The sequence below is a fragment of the Achromobacter sp. NFACC18-2 genome (assembly GCF_900108985.1).
Taxonomy (GTDB): domain Bacteria; phylum Pseudomonadota; class Gammaproteobacteria; order Burkholderiales; family Burkholderiaceae_B; genus Achromobacter.
This window is the reverse complement of record NZ_FNYM01000002.1, coordinates 438,292-457,123: the sequence shown is the minus strand read 5'-3', so window position 1 is coordinate 457,123 and position 18,832 is coordinate 438,292. Positions and strand designations below refer to the sequence as shown.

The 18,832-nt window shown below is 68.0% G+C and carries 17 protein-coding genes; 14 read left to right on the top strand and 3 right to left on the bottom strand.

What is annotated here, in order from left to right; all coding sequences use genetic code 11:
• Positions 1-93: 93 nt before the first annotated feature.
• Entirely contained in the window at positions 94-1,029 is a 936-nt protein-coding gene (locus BMW75_RS04520; protein WP_092577178.1) for a 2-hydroxyacid dehydrogenase, read from the top strand.
• A gap of 444 nt (positions 1,030-1,473) precedes the next feature.
• Complete coding sequence (locus tag BMW75_RS04515) at positions 1,474-2,307, top strand: AraC family transcriptional regulator (RefSeq protein WP_092577176.1); 834 nt, start codon at positions 1,474-1,476, stop codon at positions 2,305-2,307.
• 40 nt (positions 2,308-2,347) lie between these two features.
• Here BMW75_RS04515 and BMW75_RS04510 read toward each other — a convergent pair whose 3' ends face one another.
• Positions 2,348-3,244 (bottom strand): LysR family transcriptional regulator, encoded by an 897-nt coding sequence (locus tag BMW75_RS04510; protein WP_175493094.1) that lies wholly within the window; start codon positions 3,242-3,244, stop codon positions 2,348-2,350.
• 159 nt (positions 3,245-3,403) lie between these two features.
• Between BMW75_RS04510 and BMW75_RS04505 the strand changes: the two genes are divergently transcribed.
• From BMW75_RS04505 to BMW75_RS04495, 3 genes are all read left to right on the top strand, one after another.
• Complete coding sequence (locus tag BMW75_RS04505) at positions 3,404-4,384, top strand: Bug family tripartite tricarboxylate transporter substrate binding protein (protein ID WP_092577174.1); 981 nt, start codon at positions 3,404-3,406, stop codon at positions 4,382-4,384.
• Positions 4,385-4,522: 138 nt separating this feature from the next.
• Entirely contained in the window at positions 4,523-6,586 is a 2,064-nt protein-coding gene (locus BMW75_RS04500) for a hydantoinase/oxoprolinase family protein (RefSeq protein WP_092577173.1), read from the top strand.
• Complete coding sequence (locus tag BMW75_RS04495; RefSeq protein ID WP_092577172.1) at positions 6,573-8,297, top strand: hydantoinase B/oxoprolinase family protein; 1,725 nt, start codon at positions 6,573-6,575, stop codon at positions 8,295-8,297. Before BMW75_RS04500 ends, BMW75_RS04495 begins: the two co-directional genes overlap by 14 nt.
• A 13-nt stretch (positions 8,298-8,310) precedes the next feature.
• Here the strand turns inward: BMW75_RS04495 and BMW75_RS04490 are convergent, their stop codons facing one another.
• Positions 8,311-9,114 (bottom strand): GntR family transcriptional regulator, encoded by an 804-nt coding sequence (locus BMW75_RS04490; protein ID WP_076518205.1) that lies wholly within the window; start codon positions 9,112-9,114, stop codon positions 8,311-8,313.
• A gap of 184 nt (positions 9,115-9,298) precedes the next feature.
• On the opposite strand from BMW75_RS04490, the gene BMW75_RS04485 reads away from it, so the two are divergent.
• Genes BMW75_RS04485 through BMW75_RS04445 form a run of 9 tightly spaced genes read left to right on the top strand, consistent with a single transcriptional unit; the run spans position 9,299 to position 17,556 of the window.
• Positions 9,299-10,330 (top strand): ABC transporter substrate-binding protein, encoded by a 1,032-nt coding sequence (locus BMW75_RS04485; protein ID WP_092577169.1) that lies wholly within the window; start codon positions 9,299-9,301, stop codon positions 10,328-10,330.
• A 46-nt stretch (positions 10,331-10,376) separates the two neighbouring features.
• Positions 10,377-11,444 carry an ABC transporter ATP-binding protein gene (locus BMW75_RS04480; RefSeq protein ID WP_076518201.1) on the top strand — a complete coding sequence of 356 codons (1,068 nt, stop codon included), beginning with the start codon at positions 10,377-10,379 and terminating at the stop codon, positions 11,442-11,444.
• Complete coding sequence (locus BMW75_RS04475; RefSeq protein WP_076518199.1) at positions 11,441-12,307, top strand: ABC transporter permease; 867 nt, start codon at positions 11,441-11,443, stop codon at positions 12,305-12,307. Before BMW75_RS04480 ends, BMW75_RS04475 begins: the two co-directional genes overlap by 4 nt.
• A 1-nt stretch (position 12,308) precedes the next feature.
• Positions 12,309-13,109: an ABC transporter permease gene (locus BMW75_RS04470; RefSeq protein ID WP_076518197.1), complete on the top strand. Its 801-nt coding sequence runs from the start codon at positions 12,309-12,311 to the stop codon at positions 13,107-13,109.
• Positions 13,109-14,266: an NAD(P)/FAD-dependent oxidoreductase gene (locus BMW75_RS04465; RefSeq protein ID WP_092577166.1), complete on the top strand. Its 1,158-nt coding sequence runs from the start codon at positions 13,109-13,111 to the stop codon at positions 14,264-14,266. Before BMW75_RS04470 ends, BMW75_RS04465 begins: the two co-directional genes overlap by 1 nt.
• A complete protein-coding gene (locus BMW75_RS04460; RefSeq protein WP_076518193.1) occupies positions 14,250-14,558 on the top strand; it encodes a (2Fe-2S)-binding protein in 309 nt (102 codons plus the stop codon). The genes BMW75_RS04465 and BMW75_RS04460 overlap by 17 nt, the downstream gene beginning before the upstream one ends.
• Entirely contained in the window at positions 14,555-15,997 is a 1,443-nt protein-coding gene (locus BMW75_RS04455; protein ID WP_092577164.1) for an FAD/NAD(P)-dependent oxidoreductase, read from the top strand. Before BMW75_RS04460 ends, BMW75_RS04455 begins: the two co-directional genes overlap by 4 nt.
• 12 nt (positions 15,998-16,009) lie before the next feature.
• On the top strand, positions 16,010-17,173 hold the full coding sequence (locus BMW75_RS04450) for an NAD(P)/FAD-dependent oxidoreductase (RefSeq protein ID WP_092577366.1): 1,164 nt from the start codon (positions 16,010-16,012) through the stop codon (positions 17,171-17,173).
• Positions 17,170-17,556 (top strand): RidA family protein, encoded by a 387-nt coding sequence (locus BMW75_RS04445; protein WP_092577161.1) that lies wholly within the window; start codon positions 17,170-17,172, stop codon positions 17,554-17,556. The genes BMW75_RS04450 and BMW75_RS04445 overlap by 4 nt, the downstream gene beginning before the upstream one ends.
• Here BMW75_RS04445 and BMW75_RS04440 read toward each other — a convergent pair.
• Complete coding sequence (locus BMW75_RS04440; RefSeq protein ID WP_092577158.1) at positions 17,531-18,811, bottom strand: amidohydrolase family protein; 1,281 nt, start codon at positions 18,809-18,811, stop codon at positions 17,531-17,533. The genes BMW75_RS04445 and BMW75_RS04440 overlap by 26 nt on opposite strands.
• Positions 18,812-18,832: the final 21 nt, after the last annotated feature.

The following is an 18,832-nucleotide window of genomic DNA, read 5'->3' as shown; positions in this document are numbered from 1 at the left end:
GACCGCGCGGACGGTGCGCCTGTGGACAACCCGCAGGCGCGCCGTCCGCGTCACCGCCAGGGCGAACGCGCCCGCACCCTTGCAAGGACCCGCATGCGGCTCATCATCAACTCCGGCGGCCCCCACGCGATCGACGAATGGCGCGCGCAGTTCCGCGCCTTTGCGCCGGAACTGGAGGTCGTGGGCTGGCACGAAGACGCCGACCCCGCCAGCATCGACTACGCTCTCGTCTGGGCCCCCGACGCAGGCCGACTCGCCACCTTCCAGAACCTCAAGCTCATCATCAGCGCCGGCGCCGGCGTCGACCACATCCTCGCCGACCCCGCGCTGCCCCGGCACCTGCCCATCGCGCGCATGGTCACCGCCCGCACGCAGACGGAAATGGCGGAGTTCGTGCTGACCAGCGCCCTCATGATCACGCGCAACGTCAAGACCATCGTCGACAACCAGTCGCGCAGCCACTGGGAAATCTTCGACTCCCTGCGCGTTGCCGCCGACGTGCGCGTCGGCATCATGGGCCTGGGCCACCTGGGCGTCGCATCAGCCCAACTCCTGTCGCGCGTCGGCTTTCCCGTCAGCGGCTGGTCCCGCGGCGCCAGCACGCTGCCGGGCATGCCCTCGTACGCGGGCCAGGAACAGCTCGGCGACTTCCTCGCCAGCACCGATCTCCTCGTGTGCCTGCTCCCCGCCACCGACGCCACCCGCGGCATCCTCAACCGCGCCACGCTGTCCCAACTGCCCAAGGGCGCCAGCCTCATCAACGCCGGCCGCGGTTCGCACATGGTCACGCAGGACATCCTGGACGCGCTGGACAGCGGCCACCTGGACCAAGCCGTCCTGGACGTCTTCGAGCAGGAACCGCTGCACAAAGACTCCCCACTGTGGACGCACCCCCGCATCACCATCACCCCCCACTGCGCCGCGATCCCCGACCGCAAGGAACGCGCGCGTCACACGGCCCTGCTGATCGCAGCCAATGAGCGCGGAGAACCCCTCCCCAACATCTACGACGCGCAACGCGGCTACTGACACCCCCGCAAGCGCGAAGCGTCATCGCCAGACGCAAGACACCGCGTAAGCTTCACCAGGCCGCCCGCGCGGCCGCAGTGAAGCGGGCCCCGCAAGACCTCCCCCTTCCGCCACCGCCTGCAAAAACGCCAAGCACCCCACCCGCCCCAGCAATGCGCAGACCCGATCCACCAGAGCACGGTGCGGCGGCGGCCTCGGGGTGCGGGGCGTGTAGATGCGCCCGAGGGAAACCGAAGGGAGCCGAAGGCGTACGAGGTTGACGACGGGGCAGTCCGGAGCGAAGGCTCCGGACCGCAATCGTAGCCCCGCGCCCCGAGGCCGCCGCCGCGCCGTGCGCCTAAAGAACCCAACCCCCCAAGCCAAGAAAAACCCCACCCAAACACCCAACAAAAACCGCAAAATCTGCAAACAGACAAAAGCTACATTGCCCTCCAAGGAGCAAGCATGAAGCCCGCAACGCGATCCCTCTACGCCCAACGCCTGGACCCGGTCCTGCGCTGGCTCGCCGCCAACCCCGACGCCGATCCCGACCTGCACCGGCTCGCCGACCTGGCCTGCCTGTCGCCGTACCACTTCCACCGCGTCTACCGCGCCATGATGGGAGAAACGGTCAACGCCACCGTCCAGCGCATCCGCATGCATCGCGCGGCCGTGGCCCTGGCCGGCACGCAGACGGCACTACGGGACGTTGCGCAACGCGCCGGCTATGAATCCGACGCCGCGTTCAACCGGGCTTTCGGCGCAGTGTTCGGCATCTCGCCAGGCCGGTATCGCGCCGCCCGCTCCCAACCTTCCACCACCAAGGAGTCAGCCATGTACCCTGTCGTCATCGAAAACTTCCCCGGCGCCACCCTCGCCGTCCTGACCCATCGCGGCAGCTACCAGGACATCGGCCCCGTCTTCTCAAGAGCCTTCATGCTCGCCATCGGCCAAGGCATCGCCACACCCGACACCACCGGTTTCGGCATCTATTTCGACGATCCCGAGCAGGTCCCGGAAAGCCAGCTGCGGTCCCTGGCCGGCATGCCCGTCGCGCCCGACGCCGACCTCGGCCAGGAGCTCGAACGCTTCGAAATCCCCGCCGGCCGCTGCGCCATCCTCACCTACACCGGCCCCTACAACGAAATGAAAAAGCCCTACGACTGGTTGTTCTCGGAATGGCTGCCCGCCAGCGGCCAGGCCCCGGCCGACTTCCCCATGTTCGAGCAATACTTGAACGACCCGCGCACCACCCCGCCGGCCCAGCTGCAGACCCGCATCTGCCTGCCGCTCAAGTAGCGAGCGACCACCCGGCAGCGCAAATCAGCCAACCCGCCCGCTATCCCAGCACGCCGGCCAGATACTGCCGCAGCCAGGCGTGCGCGGGATCGTCCTGGTAGCGTTCATGCCAGTACAGCGACACCGCGATCGGCGGCAGCGTCAACGGCACCTTCTGTGTCACGATGCGCGCGCTGCCCGACATCGCTTTCGCAATGCTCACCGGCATCGTCGCGATCAGGTCCGAGCCCTCCACGATGAACGGACACACCAGATAGCTCGACAGCGTCGCCACGATCTTGCGGCTGCGGTTCTGCCCCATCAGAATGCGGTCGATCGCGGTGCTGAAGTAGCGCGTGTGCGCGGCCAGGTCCAGGTGCCCGTAACGCAGATAGGCATCCAGATTCCAGCGCTTGCGCAGGCACGGATGCCCTTCGCGCACGATGCAAACCGCCGGCTCCTGGTACAGAAAGCGCGTGCGCAGGTCCGGCGCCGGATCGGGAAAATAGCCCGCGATCAGCTCCACGTGATTCGTGTCCAGCATGCTCAACCCGTGCTGCGGCCGCGCCGGCACGATCTGCAACTGGAAATGCGGTGCGTCCACCGCCAGTCGCGGAATCAGCTTGGGCAGCAGCGTGTACTGCACATAATCGGTGGCATAGAGCGACAGCGTGCGCGACGAATGCGCCGGATCGAACGCCTCGCGTGTGCGGGTCGCGCGATGCCAGCCTTCAAGCAGCGGCTTGAACTGCTGGTGCAGCTCCAGCGCGCGCAGCGTGGGCTGCCACGCCCCGCCTTCGCGCACCAGCAGCGGATCGCCGAACAACCCGCGCAGCCGGTTCATCGCCGCGCTCATCGCGGGTTGGCTGATGTTCAGCGCCTCCGCCGCGCGCGAGACATTGCGGCACGCCATCAGCGCATCGAAATGCAGGAGCAGATTCAGGTCCGGATTCTTCATCGCCGCACGCCCATAAATGGCATCTATACCAATATAAACCTGTAGGACTGCTGTCATCGCCGAGGCAGGCCTAGCATGACCTCGTTGTTGCAGCGAACCAAGGTTGGACACGCATGATCCGGCCACAAGGAAGTTCTATCAACAAGGGGAAACCAAGCCATGAAAACAGGGCTACTACGCAGTTGCCGTCGCATCGCCGCCGGCGTCGCGCTCTTTGCGGCAGCCGGATCGGCCAGCGCCGCCTGGCCGGACAAAGTGATCCGCATCGTCGTGCCGTTCGCGGCCGGCGGCTCCACCGACCTGGTGGCGCGCAAGATCGCCGAAGGACTGGGCCAGCGCCTGGGCGCCAACGTCATCGTTGAAAACCGGCCCGGCGCGGGCGGCACCGTCGGCACCGAATTCGTGGCGCGCCAGCCCGCCGACGGCTACACCATCCTGATGGGATCGGTCAGCACGCACGGCAGCGCGCCATGCGTCTATTCCAAACTGCCCTACGACGCCGTCAAGGACTTCACGCCGTTGACGGTGGTGGCCACCATCCCCAACGTCATGTCGGTCAACCCGTCCGTGCCGGCGAGCAACCTGCAGGAATTCGTGGCCCTGCTGAAAAAACAGCCCGAAAAATACTCCTTCGCATCCAACGGCCAGGGCACTTCCAACCACCTCGCGGCCGAACTCTTCAAGTCCACCGCCGGCGTGTCCATGGTGCACGTGCCCTACCGGGGCTCGGGTCCCGCGCTCATCGACCTGGTCGGTGGACAGGTCAACATGATGATGGACGTGGTGATGACATCGAACCCGTACATCAAGGACGGCAAGATCAAGGCGCTGGCCGTGACCTCGCCGCAGCGCTCGCCCATGCTGCCGGACGTGCCCACCGTCGCTGAATCGGGCTATCCGGGCTACGAGGCCATGGTGTGGTTCGGCATGCTGGCCCCCGCCAACATGCCCGAGGCGGTCCGCGCCAAGCTGACCGACAGCCTGGTGCAGACCCTGCACGCGCCCGCCATGAAGACCTATCTGGAACAGCAGGGCGCCCAGGTCTCGGACGTGTCCGGGCCGGCGTTCGGCACGATGATCAAAGACGAAATCAGCAAGTGGTGCCAGGTCGTGAAAAAGGCCGGCATCCATCTGGACTGACCCCTCCCAGCACCGCGCGCGGCCGTGGGCAGGCGCCACGGCATCGGGCCCGCCCGCGCGCGCGGCGGCCGGGAGTCCTGTTGCCGCGCGGCGGGCGTGCGCGGCAATGCAAGACCCTTCTTTCCGGGAACAAACGATATGTATCGCATAGGGATAGACGTCGGAGGCACGTTTACCGATTTCACGATGATCGACGAGGACGCCGGCGAGGTGCACTTTCACAAAGTGCCTTCCACGCCGCACGATCCCTCCGAGGCCATCGCCACCGGCATCGGGCAGATGCTGGCGGACCACGGCGTCGCGCCCTCGCAGGTGTCGCACGTCGGCCACGGCACCACCGTGGCGACCAACCTCATCATCGAACGCAAGGGCGCGCGCGTCGGCCTGATCACCACGCGCGGCTTTCGCGACGTGCTGGAGATCGGCCGCCAGACGCGGCCGCACCTCTACGACTACAGCGTCGGCAAGCCTCCCGTGGCCGTGCCGCGCGAATTCCGCGCCGAAGTCGACGAACGCGTGAACGCCGCGGGCGAGGTGCTGACCGCGCTCGATGAAGCGCAGGTGCGCGACGCCGCGCGCCGCTTTGCGCAGGCCGGCATCGAGGCCGTCACGATCTGCTTCCTGCATGCCTACCGCAACCCCGCGCACGAACGCATCGCGGCGCGGATCGTGGCCGAGGAAATGCCGGGCGCCTACATCAGCCAGTCCTCCGAAGTCCTGCCCGAATTCCGCGAATACGAACGCCTGTCCACCACCGTGCTCAACGCCGCGGTGGGGCCGAAGATGGCGCGCTACCTGGAGCGCTTCCTGCAGCGCGTGCGCGAGCTGGACATCGGCCACGAGCCGCACACCATCCATTCGAATGGCGGACTGATGTCGATTGCCACCGTGCGCCAGTATCCTGTCCGCACCTGCCTGTCCGGCCCCGCCGCCGGCGTGGTCGGCGCGGCCGCGGTGGGACGCGCCATCGGCAGCCTGAACCTGGTGACGTTCGACGTCGGCGGCACCAGCACCGACGTATCGCTGGTGTGCGAAGGCCGCCCGCTCTTCACCTCGCACCGCCACGTCGCCGGCTACCCGGTCAAGACGCCGATGGTCGACATCCATGTCATCGGCGCCGGCGGCGGCAGCATCGCCTGGCTGGATGACGCCGGCGCGCTCAAGGTGGGGCCGCACAGCGCGGGCGCGGTGCCCGGGCCCGTGGGATACGGCCGTGGCGGGCAAGAGCCCACCATCACCGATGCCGAGATCGCGCTGCAGCGGCTCAATCCCGTGGCGCTTCTGAACGGCCGCATGCCGGTGTACGCGGACGCGGCGCGCGAGGTCATCCGCAGCCGCGTCGCCGAACCGCTGGGCCTGGACATGGAAGCGGCCGCCGAAGGCATCCTGCGCATCGCGGCGGCCAATATGAGCCGCGCGATCCGCGCGGTATCCACCGAGCGCGGCTACGACCTGTCGCGCTTTGCGCTTTACGCCTACGGCGGTGCGGGTCCGCTGCACGCCGTGGAAGTGGCCGAGGAATGCGGCATTCCCGTTGTCATCGTGCCGCAGGAGCCCGGCACGATGTGCGCGCGCGGCATCCTGCTGAGCGACATCTCGTTCGACTTCGTGCAGAGCGAGATCGCGCTGGCCGGCGCGGACACCTGGCCCGCCATCACGGCCATTTTCGACGGCCTGCGCAAGCAGGCGCAGGACTGGCTGGCGGCCGAGCGGGTCGACCCGGCGCTGCGCGTGTGCCAGAGCGCGATCGATGCGCGCTACGAGGGCCAGAACTTCGAAGTGCAGGTCAGCCTGGCCGACACCGGCGAGGGCGGCTACGAGGCATTCGCACGGGCCTTTGCCCAAGCCCACGAGCGCGAGTACGGCTACACGGTGGACGACCGCAAGGTCCAGATCATCAACTGCCGCATGCAGGCCGTGGGCCAGGTGGTCAAGGCGCCGCTCGCGCCGCGCCACGTGGGCGGCACGCTGCAGGACGCGGCGCTGGGCCGGCGCAAGGCGTACTTCGGCCCGGCCCATGGCTGGCTCGACACCCCCGTCTACGACCGCGATCGCGTACCCACTGGCGCGCGCTTCACGGGGCCGGCACTGCTCGAGGAAATGAGCTCCACCACAGTGGTGGGCGTGGGCCACGCGGCCAGCGTCGACGAATACGGCAACCTGATCATCCGCCTGCAAGGAGGCTCGCATGACCCAGCCTGATCCCATCCCATCCGGCGAGCAGGACGCGGCGCCCACCCTGGCCGACCCGATCGGCATGGAGGTGTTCTGCAATCGCCTGCTGTCCATTACCGAGGACATGAACAACACCCTGGTGCGCGCGTCGTTCTCGACCAACATCAAAGAGCGCAAGGACTGCTCGGTGGCGCTCTTCGACGCGGCCGGACGGCTTGTCGCCCAGGGCACGCAGATCCCGCTGCACCTGGGCTCGCTGGACGGCGCCATGCGCGCCATCTTGCGTACGTTCCCGGTCGGCGGCATCCGCGACGGCGACGTGTTCATCTGCAACGATCCCTACCTGGCCGACGGCAGCCACCTGCCCGACATCAACATCGTCACGCCGGTGTTCTGGGACGGCGTGCTGCGCTTTTTCGCGGCCAATATCGCGCACCACTCCGACGTGGGCGGCGCCGTGCCCGGGTCGATCGCCGGCGGCCTGAAATCCATCTTCGAGGAAGGCATCCGCATCCCGGCCTGCCGCATCGCCCGCGCGGGCGAAACCGACGAAGACCTGCTGCGGCTCATCTGCGCCAACACCCGCGACCCGGAGGAGCGCGTGCTCGACCTGCGCGTGCAGATGGCCACCAACCGCCGCGGCGTGGCCGCGGTGCAGGGGCTGATACGGCAGATGGGGCTGGACGCGGTGCTGCGCTCGGTGGACGACGTGATCGCGTACACGCGGCGCCGCCTGCTGAACCGCATCGCCGAGCTGCGTGCCGGCAGCTATACCTTCCGCAGCGATCTGGACGACGACGGCATGGGCGGCGACCCGGTGCCGATCCAGGTGACGCTTACCGTCAGCGCGGACAACCTGCACTTCGATTTCGCGGGGTCGGGCAAGCAGGCGCGCGGCGCGATGAACCTGCCGATCAACGCGCTGCGCGCCTGCGTGTACTACGCCGTGAAGGCGCTGCTGGACCCGGACCTGGCGCCCAATGCGGGTCTGTTCGATCCCATCACCCTGTCGGCCCCGGTGGGCACCATCACCAATCCCGAGCACCCAGCTGCGGTGGGCGCGCGCTCCATCACCGCGCAGAAGGTGGCGGGCGCGATTTTTGGCGCGTTCCGCGGCCTGCTGCCGCCGGAACGGACCATGGCGTCCAGCAATGACTGCTGCCCCGCCATCGTGTTTTCGGGCCGCTGGCGCGAGCGCGCCGGGCATTTCGTGTACCTGGAAACGCTGGGCGGTGGCGCGGGCGCGCGCTTCGACGCGGACGGTATGGACGCCGTGCACGTGCACATGACCAACACGTCCAACCTGCCGGTGGAGGCGCTGGAGAACGAGTATCCGCTGCTGATGGACGAGTACGCGATGATCCAGGACTCGGGCGGCGCGGGCCGCACACGCGGCGGCATGGCGATCGCCAAGCAGATCCGCGCGGTGGGGCCGGGCATCGTGTTTTCGGCGCGGTCGGACAGCCATACGGTGGGCGTGGCGGCCGGCGTGGACGGGGGCGGCGACGGGCGCCGTGCGCGCCTGATTCGCAACTTCGGCACACCCCGGGCGCAGGAGCTGTTCTCCAAGACCGCGAACATTGCGCTGGAGCCCGGCGAAAGCGTGCGGATCGAAACGCCAGGCGGTGGCGGCTATGGCGCGCCGTCGGCGCGGCCGCGGGCGCGCGTGGAACAGGACCTGGCGGACGGCAAGATCAGCGCTGAGGCGGCGCGTGCGGACTATGGCCTGTCCGCGTAAAGCGCCGCACGCATCAACTGACGTTGAGCGTCATCGAGTACTTCATCTTGTCGTGCGGGAACGTGGTGATGGTGGCAAGCAGCAGCACGCCGCCGTCGCCGTAGTACCGGCGCGTGATGACAAAGCCCGCGGTGCCGGCGTCGACCTGGAGTTGCCTTGCCATGGCCGCGCCGATGGGCGTGGCCGAGAACTCCTGGTTCACCTCGGTGATGCGGTCGCCGAAATGGTCTTCGATCAGGCGCAGCAGCGATATCCGCGACTTCACTTCCACCCGCACGTCCGAATGCGCCGGATCCGCATAGATCAGCGTGCAGGCCGCGGCCGTGTCGGGATCGTCGAGGGTCTTGATGGAGTTGATGTGCAGCCAGGGCTGGCCGGCCTCGCAGCCCAGCGTTTCCGCGAGCCGCTTGGTGAGCTTGACGGTGCGCACGTCCTGCACCAGCAGCGCCGCATTGCGCGCGTACTGCAGCAGGTCGGGAAACTGCGAGATGCGCTGCGTGAAACGCGTGGTCGCGCGCGCCGTTTCCACGCGCGTGCCCACGCCGGGGCGGCGCGACACCACGCCCGCCACCGTCAGCATGCGGATGGCTTCGCGGATGGTGTGGCGGCTGGCGCCGAACTGTTCGCACAGCTCGTGCTCGGTGGGAAGCAGGGTCATGACGGGATAGCGCCCGGCGCTTATGTCCTGGGAAAGCGTCTGATAAATGCTCTTGTAGCGCGGGCCGCCCGCGTCGGCTGCAGGGCGCGCCGCGCCGGGCCGGCCGCGCGCTTCCCGCTCCCCGCCTGGGCTGGCGGCGCGCTCGGAGGATCGGGTCATGAGGTTGGCTCCTAGATTGGTTTTATAGGGTTTGTCCGGACAATAACCGATTGACAAGGCAGTCTTGCTGGATCCATTATTTGTCCGGACATTCATGTACGGACAAATTGTACGGCGGACATGAGGTTGCCGGGCAACAAATCAGGTAGTTCTTGCAGTTCTCTTCCAATATTCGGGGGTTCTCATGAGCAAGGTATTTGCAGTGCTCGCAGCGGCGGCGGTGGCCGTCGGGCTGGGCGCCAATGCACAGGCGCAGCAGAAACTGGTGGTGGCCGGCTACGGCGGCTCGTTCGAAGACATCATGCGCAAGGAAATCTTCCCGCCCTTCGCCAAGCAGCATGGAGTCGAGCTGGATTATGTGGCCGGCAATTCCACCAACACGGTGGCGCGCCTGCAGGCGCAAAAGAGCAACCAGCAGATCGACGTCGCCATCATCGACGACGGTCCCATGTACCAGGCCATTGCGCTGGGCTTTTGCGAGCCCATCAAGAACCTGCCCGCCGACGACATCTACACCACGGCGCGCTACAAGGACGACAAGGCCGTCGCCATCGGCATCGTCGCCACGGGCATCATGTACAACAAAAAGGCCTTCGAAGAAAAGAAGTGGGCGCCGCCCACCTCGTGGAAGGACCTGAAGGACCCCAAGTACAAAAAGCAGCTCGTCATTCCGCCCCTGAACAACACCTACGGCCTGCACACGCTGGTGGAATACGCCCGCGAAGGCGGCGGCGGTGAAAAGAAGATCGACCCGGGTTTCGCCACGTTCAAGAACGAGGTCGGCCCCAACGTGCTGGTCTATGAACCGTCGCCCGGCAAGATGACCGAACTGTTCTCCAGCGGCCAGGCCACCATCGCGGTCTGGGGCAGCGGCCGCGTCAAGGCCTTTGCCGACACCGGCTTCCCGGTGGGCTTCGTGTATCCGCAGGAAGGCGCCTACGCGCTGCTCTCGTCGGTGTGTCCCGTCGCCAAGCCCAACGTCAATCCCAAGGCCCAGGCCTTCGTCGAATACCTGGTGTCGCCCGAAGTCCAGGAAAAGCTGGCGTCCGCGTACGGCTACGGCCCGGTCAACAAGAAGGCCAAGGTCACGGACGATCCGCGCGTGCCGCTGCCCATCGGCAAGCGCGCCGCCGACCTCATCGTGATCGACTGGGACACCGTCAACCAGAACCGGGACGACTGGAACAAGCGCTGGACGCGGGAAATCGAGCGCTGACCGCCTGCGCATACGGGCGGCGCGCGCGCCGCCACCGGGAGCATTCATGACTTATCTTGTGCTGGACCGCCTGAGCAAGCGCTACGGCGAGACCACCGCCGTCGAGAACCTGAGCCTGTCGGTCAGGCAGGGCGAGTTCATTTCCCTGCTGGGGCCGTCGGGCTGCGGCAAGACCACCACCCTGCAGATGATCGCGGGGTTCGTCGAACCCAGCGGCGGCCGCATCGTGCTGAACGGCAAGGACGTCAGCAAGGTGCCCGCCAACAAGCGCGGGCTGGGCATGGTGTTCCAGAACTATGCGCTGTTTCCGCACATGACGGCGGCCGAGAACGTGTCCTTCGGCCTGGAAATGCAGCGGGTGAAAAAGGACGAGCGCGAGGCCCGCGTGGCGGATGCGCTCAAGCTCGTGGGCCTGTCGCACCTGGCCGACCGGCATCCCGCTCGCATGTCCGGCGGACAGCAGCAGCGCGTGGCGCTGGCCCGCGCGCTGGTCATCCGGCCCAGCGTGCTGCTGCTGGACGAACCGCTCTCCAACCTGGACGCCAAGCTGCGCGAGGAAATGCAGCTTGAACTGCGCAGCATCCAGCGCACCGTCGGCACCACCACCATCCTGGTCACGCACGACCAGTCCGAGGCGCTGGCGCTGTCGGACCGCATCGTGGTGATGAACCAGGGCCGCGTCGAGCAGGTGGCTGAACCCTTCGCGGCATACGAAGGCCCGGCCAGCCATTTCGTGGGCGGCTTTCTGGGCAAGGCCAATGTGTTCACGCCGCAGGCCGAGCAATACGAAGGACAGACCCGGGCGCGCATCGGTGAGGCCCATGTCGCCATGGAGGGCGCGCCCGTGCCGCAGGGCGCGGTCATCGTGCGGCCCGAGAAGATCCTGTTCTCGGAGCCGGCCGCCTGTGCCCTGCCCGGCCGCATGAAGACGCGCGTGTTCCAGGGCAACCACTGGCTGTGCCAGGTGGAAACGTCGGTGGGCGAGGTCATGGTGATTCGCCAGAACGACGGCGTGCCGGTGCCCGCCGAAGGCGAGCCGGTGCATCTGCGCTGGCGCGCGCAGGACATGTGCGAAGTCAACCCGGCCGGCGCGCCGCAAGGCCGCGCGTCATGACCGCCCGCACCAACCCGTGGGTGCTGAGCGCCCCGGCGCTGGCGGTGTATGCCACGTTCCTCGTGGTGCCGATGGCGCTGGTGTTCCTGATCAGCTTCTTCGACTTCCAGTTCTATGGCGGCATGCAGGCCACCTTTACCTGGAAGAACTACATCGAGATTTTCTCGGACGGCTACTACTACGAGATCTACGCGCGCACCTTCGGCGTGGCGGCGGCCGTGACACTGGCCTGCCTGGTGCTGGGCACGGCCGAAGCCTATGTGCTGTCGCGCATGGCCAATCCCTGGAAGGGGCTCTTCCTGATGGTCGTGCTGGGCCCGCTGCTGATTTCGGTCGTGGTGCGTACGCTGGGATGGGCGCTGCTGTTCGGGTCCACCGGCCTCATCAACAAGGCGCTGATGGGCATCGGGATCATCTCCACGCCGATCGACCTGATGTACAGCAATCTGGGCGTGGCCATCGCGCTGACGCATGTGCTGGTGCCCTTCATGGTGATCTCGGTGTGGGCCTCGCTGCAGCGGATCAATCCGGCCACCGAGGCGGCGGCGCTGTCGCTGGGCGCCAGTCAGTTCACCGTGATCCGTCGCGTGATCGTGCCGCAGGTGATGCCGGGCATCCTGTCCGGCGCGATCATGGTGTTCGCGATGGCGGCCAGTTCGTTCGCCACGCCGGCCATCATCGGCGGACGGCGCCTGAAGAACGTCGCCACGGCCGCCTACGACGAGTTCCTGAACACGCTGAACTGGCCGCTGGGCGCGGCGCTGGCGGTGGTGTTGCTGGTGGCGACCGTGGTGGTGCTGCTGTCCGCCAACCGCATCATCGAGCGCCGCTATGGCGCGGTGTTCAACCAGGCCGGAGGCTGACATGCAATTTCGCAACGGCCCGATTGGCCTTGTGTTCCACACGCTTTTCATTCTCTTCATCCTGGCGCCCATCGTGATGGTGTGCGCGGTGGCGTTCACGTCCGAAGGCTTCATCTCGCTGCCCTCGGGCGGGCTGTCGCTGCGCTGGTTCCGCGCCATCCTGGACAACCCGCGCTTCGTGGACGCGTTCTGGTTCAGCCTGGGCCTGGGCACCCTGTCGGCCACGCTGGCGATCGGGCTCGCAGTTCCCAGCGCGCTGGCCATCGCGCGCAACCGCTTTCGTGGCCGCGAGGCCCTCGTGGCGTTCTTTCTGTCGCCGCTGATGATTCCGCACGTCGTGCTGGGCCTGGCCTTCCTGAAGTTCTTCACGACCGTGGACCTGGCGGGCACGTACTTCGGCCTGGTGGTGGCGCACGTGATCCTGGTCATGCCTTATGCGCTGCGGCTGGTGCTGGCTTCCGCGGCGGGCATCGATCCGGCGCTGGAGCGCGCCGCGCAATCGCTGGGCGCGTCCAACTGGACGGCGTTTCGCCGGGTGGTGCTGCCGCTGCTGCTGCCGGGCGTGGTGAGCGGCTGGGTGATTGCGTTCATCACCAGCTTCGATGAGCTGACGATGTCCATCTTCATCGCCTCGCCATCCACGACGACCCTGCCGGTGCGCATCTTCCTGCACATCGAAGACACCATCGATCCGCTGGTGACGGCGGTGTCGGCGGTGCTGATCTACGTGACGATCATTGCCATTTTCATCCTGGACCGCGTCGTCGGCCTGGAAAAGCTGTTTGTAGGAAAGGGACGCTAATGACGGACGAGAAAGAACTGGCGCCGCGCGCGCCCGCGCACCGCGGCATCTACGATGCGGTGGTGATCGGCGGCGGCCTGGTCGGATCGGCCGTGGCCTACGGGCTGCGGCGCGAGCTGGACCATGTGGCCGTGCTGGACGAGGGCGACGTGGCCTATCGCGCCTCGCGCGGGAACTTCGGGCTGGTGTGGGTGCAGAGCAAGGGCATGGGCCTGCCGCGCTATGGCGTGTGGACGATGACGTCCGCGCAGGGCTGGCCGACGCTGGCGGCGCAGCTGCTGGCGGAAACCGGCGTGGACGTGCACCTGGAGCAGCGCGGCGGACTGCACGCGCTCTTGAGCGACGAAGAGGTCGAGGCGCGCGCGCGCTTCATGAGCACGCTGCTGGCGCAGCCCGGCATGGCGCAGTACGAATGGAAGATGCTGGACCGCGCCGAAGTCGCGGACCTGGTGCCCGGCATCGGTCCCGAGGTGCGCGGCGCGACGTGGACGCCGGTGGACGGCATCGCCAATCCGCTGAAGCTGCTGCGCGCGCTGCACACGAGTTTTGCACAGCGGGTTGTGGATTACCTGCCGCGCCGTCCGGCGCAGGCCATCAAACGGCGCGACGGCGTGTTCGAGATCGCCACGCCCGGCGGCACGGTGCGCGCGCACAAGGTGGTGCTGGCCTCGGGGCTGTCGAACAAGCAGCTGGGGGAACAGGTCGGCCTGGACGTGCCGGTGCGGCCGCAGCGCGGGCAGATCGTGGTGCTGGAGCGCACGCGCCGCATGCTGGAGATCCCCTTGTCCACGCTGCGCCAGACCGATGAAGGCACCTGGCTGATCGGCGATTCGCAGGAAGAGGCCGGCTATGTGGACAACCTGGTGGGGTTGCCCATCCTGGGTACGCTGGCCGATCGCGCCGTGCGCACGCTGCCCGCGCTGCGCGAGGTGCGCGTGGTGCGCAGCTGGGCGGCGCTGCGCGTCATGTCGCAGGACGGCTTTCCGATCTACCAGCAATCCGAAACGTGTCCGGGGGCGTTCGTCGCCACCTGTCACAGCGGCGTGACGCTTGCCGCCGCGCATGCGCTCAATCTGGCGCCCATGATCGCCGCCGGCCAGCTGGCCGACGACATGGCGCCCTTCTCGACCCGGAGGTTTCATGTTCAAGCGGCTTGACGAGGCGCAGCGGCAGGCGCAGGGCGCGCCGGTGCGGATTACGGTCAATGGCGCCGAAATGCTGTGCCGTCAGGGCGACAGCGTGGCGGCGGCGCTGTTTGCGGGCGGCGTGCAGGCCTGTCGCGATACGGCGGTCAACGAAGTGCCGCGCGGCCCGTACTGCATGATGGGCGTCTGCTATGACTGCCTGGTCACCATCGATGGACAAGCGAACCAGCAGGGCTGCATGACGCCCGTGCGGGAAGGTATGAAGATCGAGCGCCAGTTGGGCGCGCGCAAGGTGCAGGCATGATCGACACGACGCAATGCGATTTGCTGGTGGTGGGCGCGGGTCCGGCCGGCCTGGCGGCCGCAACCCTGGCCGCGAACCTGGGCGTGGACACGGTGCTGCTCGATGAGCAGCCCGCGCCGGGGGGTCAGATCTACCGCGCGATCACCACGACGCCGGTGACCGACAAGGCCATCCTGGGCGAGGACTATTGGCATGGCGCGACGCTGGTGCCGCCGTTCCAGCAGTCCGGCGCGCGCTACGTGCCGGGCGCGACCGTGTGGGCGGTGGCCCAGCGCACGGCGCCCGAACCGGCGGAGGGCTTCGAGGTCGCGTACTCGGTGAACGGCGAGGCGCGCATCGTGCATGCGCGCCGCCTGCTGCTCGCCACCGGCGCGCAGGAGCGGCCTTTCCCGATCCCGGGTTGGACGCTGCCGGGCGTCATCACCGCGGGGGCGGCGCAGATCCTGCTGAAGTCTTCCGGCGTGGTGCCGTCCGACCGCACTGTGCTGGCGGGTTGCGGCCCGCTGCTGTATCTGGTGGCCTGGCAATACCTGAACGCTGGGGTCAAGGTCGACGCGCTGCTTGAAACCACGCCGCCCGGGCGCATGGGGCAGGCGCTGCCCAAGGTCTGGGGCTTCCTGCGCTCGCCGTACCTGGGCAAGGGCCTCAAGCTGCTGCGCGCGGTCAAGGCCGCCGTGCCCATCGTCAAGGGCGTGACGGCGCTGGAGGCGCTGGGCGACGGCAAGCTGCAAAGCGTGCGCTACACCGCTGGCGGCGTCACCAAGACGCTGCCCGCCGACCAGCTCATGCTGCACCAGGGCGTGGTGCCGAACGTGAACCTGTCGCGCGCGGTGGGCGCGGCGCATCGCTGGAACGAGGCGCTGGACTGTTGGGAGCCGCAGGTCGACGACTGGGGCACGACCTCCGTGGACGGCATCGGCATGGCCGGGGACGGCGCAGGCATCGCCGGCGCGCTGGCGGCCGAACACCGCGGCCGGCTGGCCGCCCTGCAGGCCGCGCATCTGCTGGGCCGCATCGACGCCCGCCAGCGCGACAGCGAAGCCGCCGCGCCGCGCGATGCGCTGGCGCGGGCCGTGCGCGGCCGCGAGTTCTTCGACGCGCTGTACAAGGCGCCCGAGGCCTTCCGGCGGCCAACCGGCGACACCATCGTCTGCCGCTGCGAGGAAGTGACCGCCGCGCAGGTGCGCGAGACCGTCAAGCTGGGCTGCAGCGGCCCGAACCAGATGAAGGCCTTCCTGCGTTGCGGCATGGGACCGTGCCAGGGCCGCTTCTGCGGGCTGACGGTGTCGGAGATCATCGCCGAAGAGCGCGGCGTGCCGACACAGGAAGTGGGCTATTACCGGCTGCGCTTCCCGACCAAGCCGCTGACGCTGGGCGAGCTGGCGTCATTGCCGCAGACCGACGAATCGCGCCAGGCCGTGGTCCGCCTGAAGAAATGACGGATGGACACCATGACCGTTCAAGGGCGGGCGGCTGAAGTCATCATCATCGGCGGCGGGCTGCACGGCAGTTCCGCCGCGCTGCACCTGGCGCGCGCCGGCGTGCGCGCGCTGGTCATCGAGAAGAACTACGTCGGACGCCACGCGTCGGGCGTGAATGCGGGCGGCGTGCGCACGCTGTCCCGCCATCTGGCCGAGGTGCCGCTGGCGCTGGCCTCGCGCGAGCTCTGGTATCGCATCGGCGAGCTGGTGGACGACGACTGCGGCTTCGAGCAGCACGGGCAGGTGCGCGTGGCCGAGAACGCCGCCGACGTGCAGACGCTGCGTGCGCGGCTCCAGACCATGACGGACCATGGCTACACGCACGAGCAGTGGATAAGCCGCGAAGACCTCCTGGACCTGATCCCGGCCATCGCGCCCACGGTGCAGGGCGGCCTGATCGCGCGCGAGGACGCCGCCGCCGACCCCTACCGCACGACCCTCGCCTTTCGCACGAAGGCCGCGAGCCTTGGCGCGCGCTTTATCGAAGGCGTGCGCGTGCAGGGCGTGGCGTGGCGGGACGGACAGTGGCGCGTGGACACCGATGCGGGCGTGTACACCGCGCCGCAGGTGCTCAACTGCGCGGGCGCCTGGGCCGACCGCATCGCCGCGCAATGGGGCGAGCCGGTGCCGCTGTTGCCCATCAGTCCCATGATGCTGGTGACGCTGCGCATGGACCACTTTCTGGATCCCGTCGTGCTGGGCACCGGCCGCGCGCTATCGTTCAAGCAGCGCGCCAACGGCACCGTGCTGATAGGCGGCGGCCGGCGCGCGTGGGTCGACCGCGACGCCGAATGGACCGAGCTGGATTTCCGCTCTCTGGCCGAAGGCGCGCGCACGGTGGTCGACCTTTTTCCGCACATGCGCGATGCGATCGTGAATCGCGGGTGGGCGGGCATCGAAGCGGCCATGCCCGACGAGATACCCGTGATCGGGCGCAGCAGCCGGCATGAGATGGCCTTTCACGCTTTCGGTTTTTCGGCGCACGGCTTTGAGCTGGGCCCCATCGTCGGCCGCATCATGGCCGACCTGATCACCACGGGCGCGACGGACCTGCCGATCGCGCCATTCCGGATCGACCGCTTTCCGGCTGCCGCGCAGGCGCGCAGCCCATCCGCCAAGGAGCAAGACGAATGAACGACATCGTGCGCATGGATTCCAACGAACGCCTGTCCCGCATCGTGATCCACGGGGACACCGTGTATGTGGCCGGCGTGACCTCGACGGCACAGGGCGACATCGCCGCGCAGACGCGCGACGTGCTGGACAAGATCGACGGCTATCTGGCGCGGGCCAATACCGACAAGTCCCGGCTGCTGTCCGTGCAGATCTGGCTCAAGGACATCGAGCGCGATTTTGCCGGCATGAACGAGGTGTGGGCGCAATGGGCGCCGCCCCGCGCGATGCCCACCCGCGCCACCTGCGAGGCCAGGCTGGCCGGGCCGGAGATGCTGGTGGAGATCATCGTGACAGCCGCCGCGCGGCCCGGGTACGTCAGCGGGCCGGTGTCTGAAAGCTGACTTCGCCAGGGCGGCCCGGCAGGTGCAGCGTGGCGGTGGCGGGCGGCGTGGTCGCCACCACCTTGCCCGCGCGCAGCACCATCAGGCGCGTGGCGCGCAGGCGCAGCGCCTCGACCGCGTCGCGCGCCTGCAGCAGCACCAGGTCGGCGCGCTTGCCCACCGCCAGGCCCGTCTCGTCCAGGCCCAGGATTTTTGCGGGCGTGGTGGTGACGGCCTCGAAACAGGCGCGCATGGCGTCCTGGCCGGTCATCTGGCCCACATGCAGGCCCATGTGCGCGACTTCCAGCATGTCGCCGGAACCCAGGCTGTACCAGGGGTCCATCACGCAGTCGTGGCCGAAGGCGACGGGCACGCCGGCCGCCATCAGCTCGGGCACGCGCGTCATGCCGCGGCGCTTGGGATAGGTGTCGTGGCGGCCCTGCAGCGTGATGTTGATCAGCGGGTTCGCAATGGCCGACACGCCGGCCTCGCGGATCAGGGGGATCAGCTTGGACACGTAGTAGTTGTCCATCGAGTGCATGGACGTCAGGTGCGAACCCGTCACGCGGCCCTGCAAGCCGAGGCGCTGCGTGTGATAGGCCAGCGTCTCGATGTGGCGTGACAGCGGGTCGTCGCTTTCGTCGCAATGCATGTCCACGCGCAGGCCGCGTTCGGCGGCCAGTTCGCACAGGATGCGCACGGATTCGGCGCCGTCCTGCATGGTGCGCTCGAAGTGCGGAATGCCGCCCACCACGTCCACACCCATGTCCAGCGCGCGCTTCAGGTTGTCCAGCGCACCGGGGGCGCGCAGCACGCCGTCCTGCGGAAAGGCGACGAGCTGCAGGTCCAGGTAGGGCTTCACTTTTTCGCGCACGTGCAGCAGCGCTTCGGTGGCCAGCAGGCGCGGATCGCACACGTCCACGTGCGAGCGGATGGCCAGCAGGCCGCGCGCCACGGCCCAGTCGCAATAGGCCAGCGCGCGTTCGACCAGCGCTTCCTGCGTCAGCAGCGGCTTCAATTCGCCCCACAGCGCGATGCCTTCGAGCAGCGTGCCCGACTGGTTCACGCGCGGCAGTCCGAAGGACAGCGTGGAGTCCATGTGGAAGTGCGCGTCGACGAAGGGCGAGGTCACCAGTTGCCCGGCGGCGTCCACGGTCTGCGCGGCCTCGGCCTTCAGCGCCGGCTCCAGGGCCACGATGCGGCCTTCGGCCACGCCGATGTCGATGTTCTTGCGGCCGTCGGGCAGCGTGCAGTTCTTAAGAATCAGGTCGAACATGCGAGTTCCTTGCAAAAATTT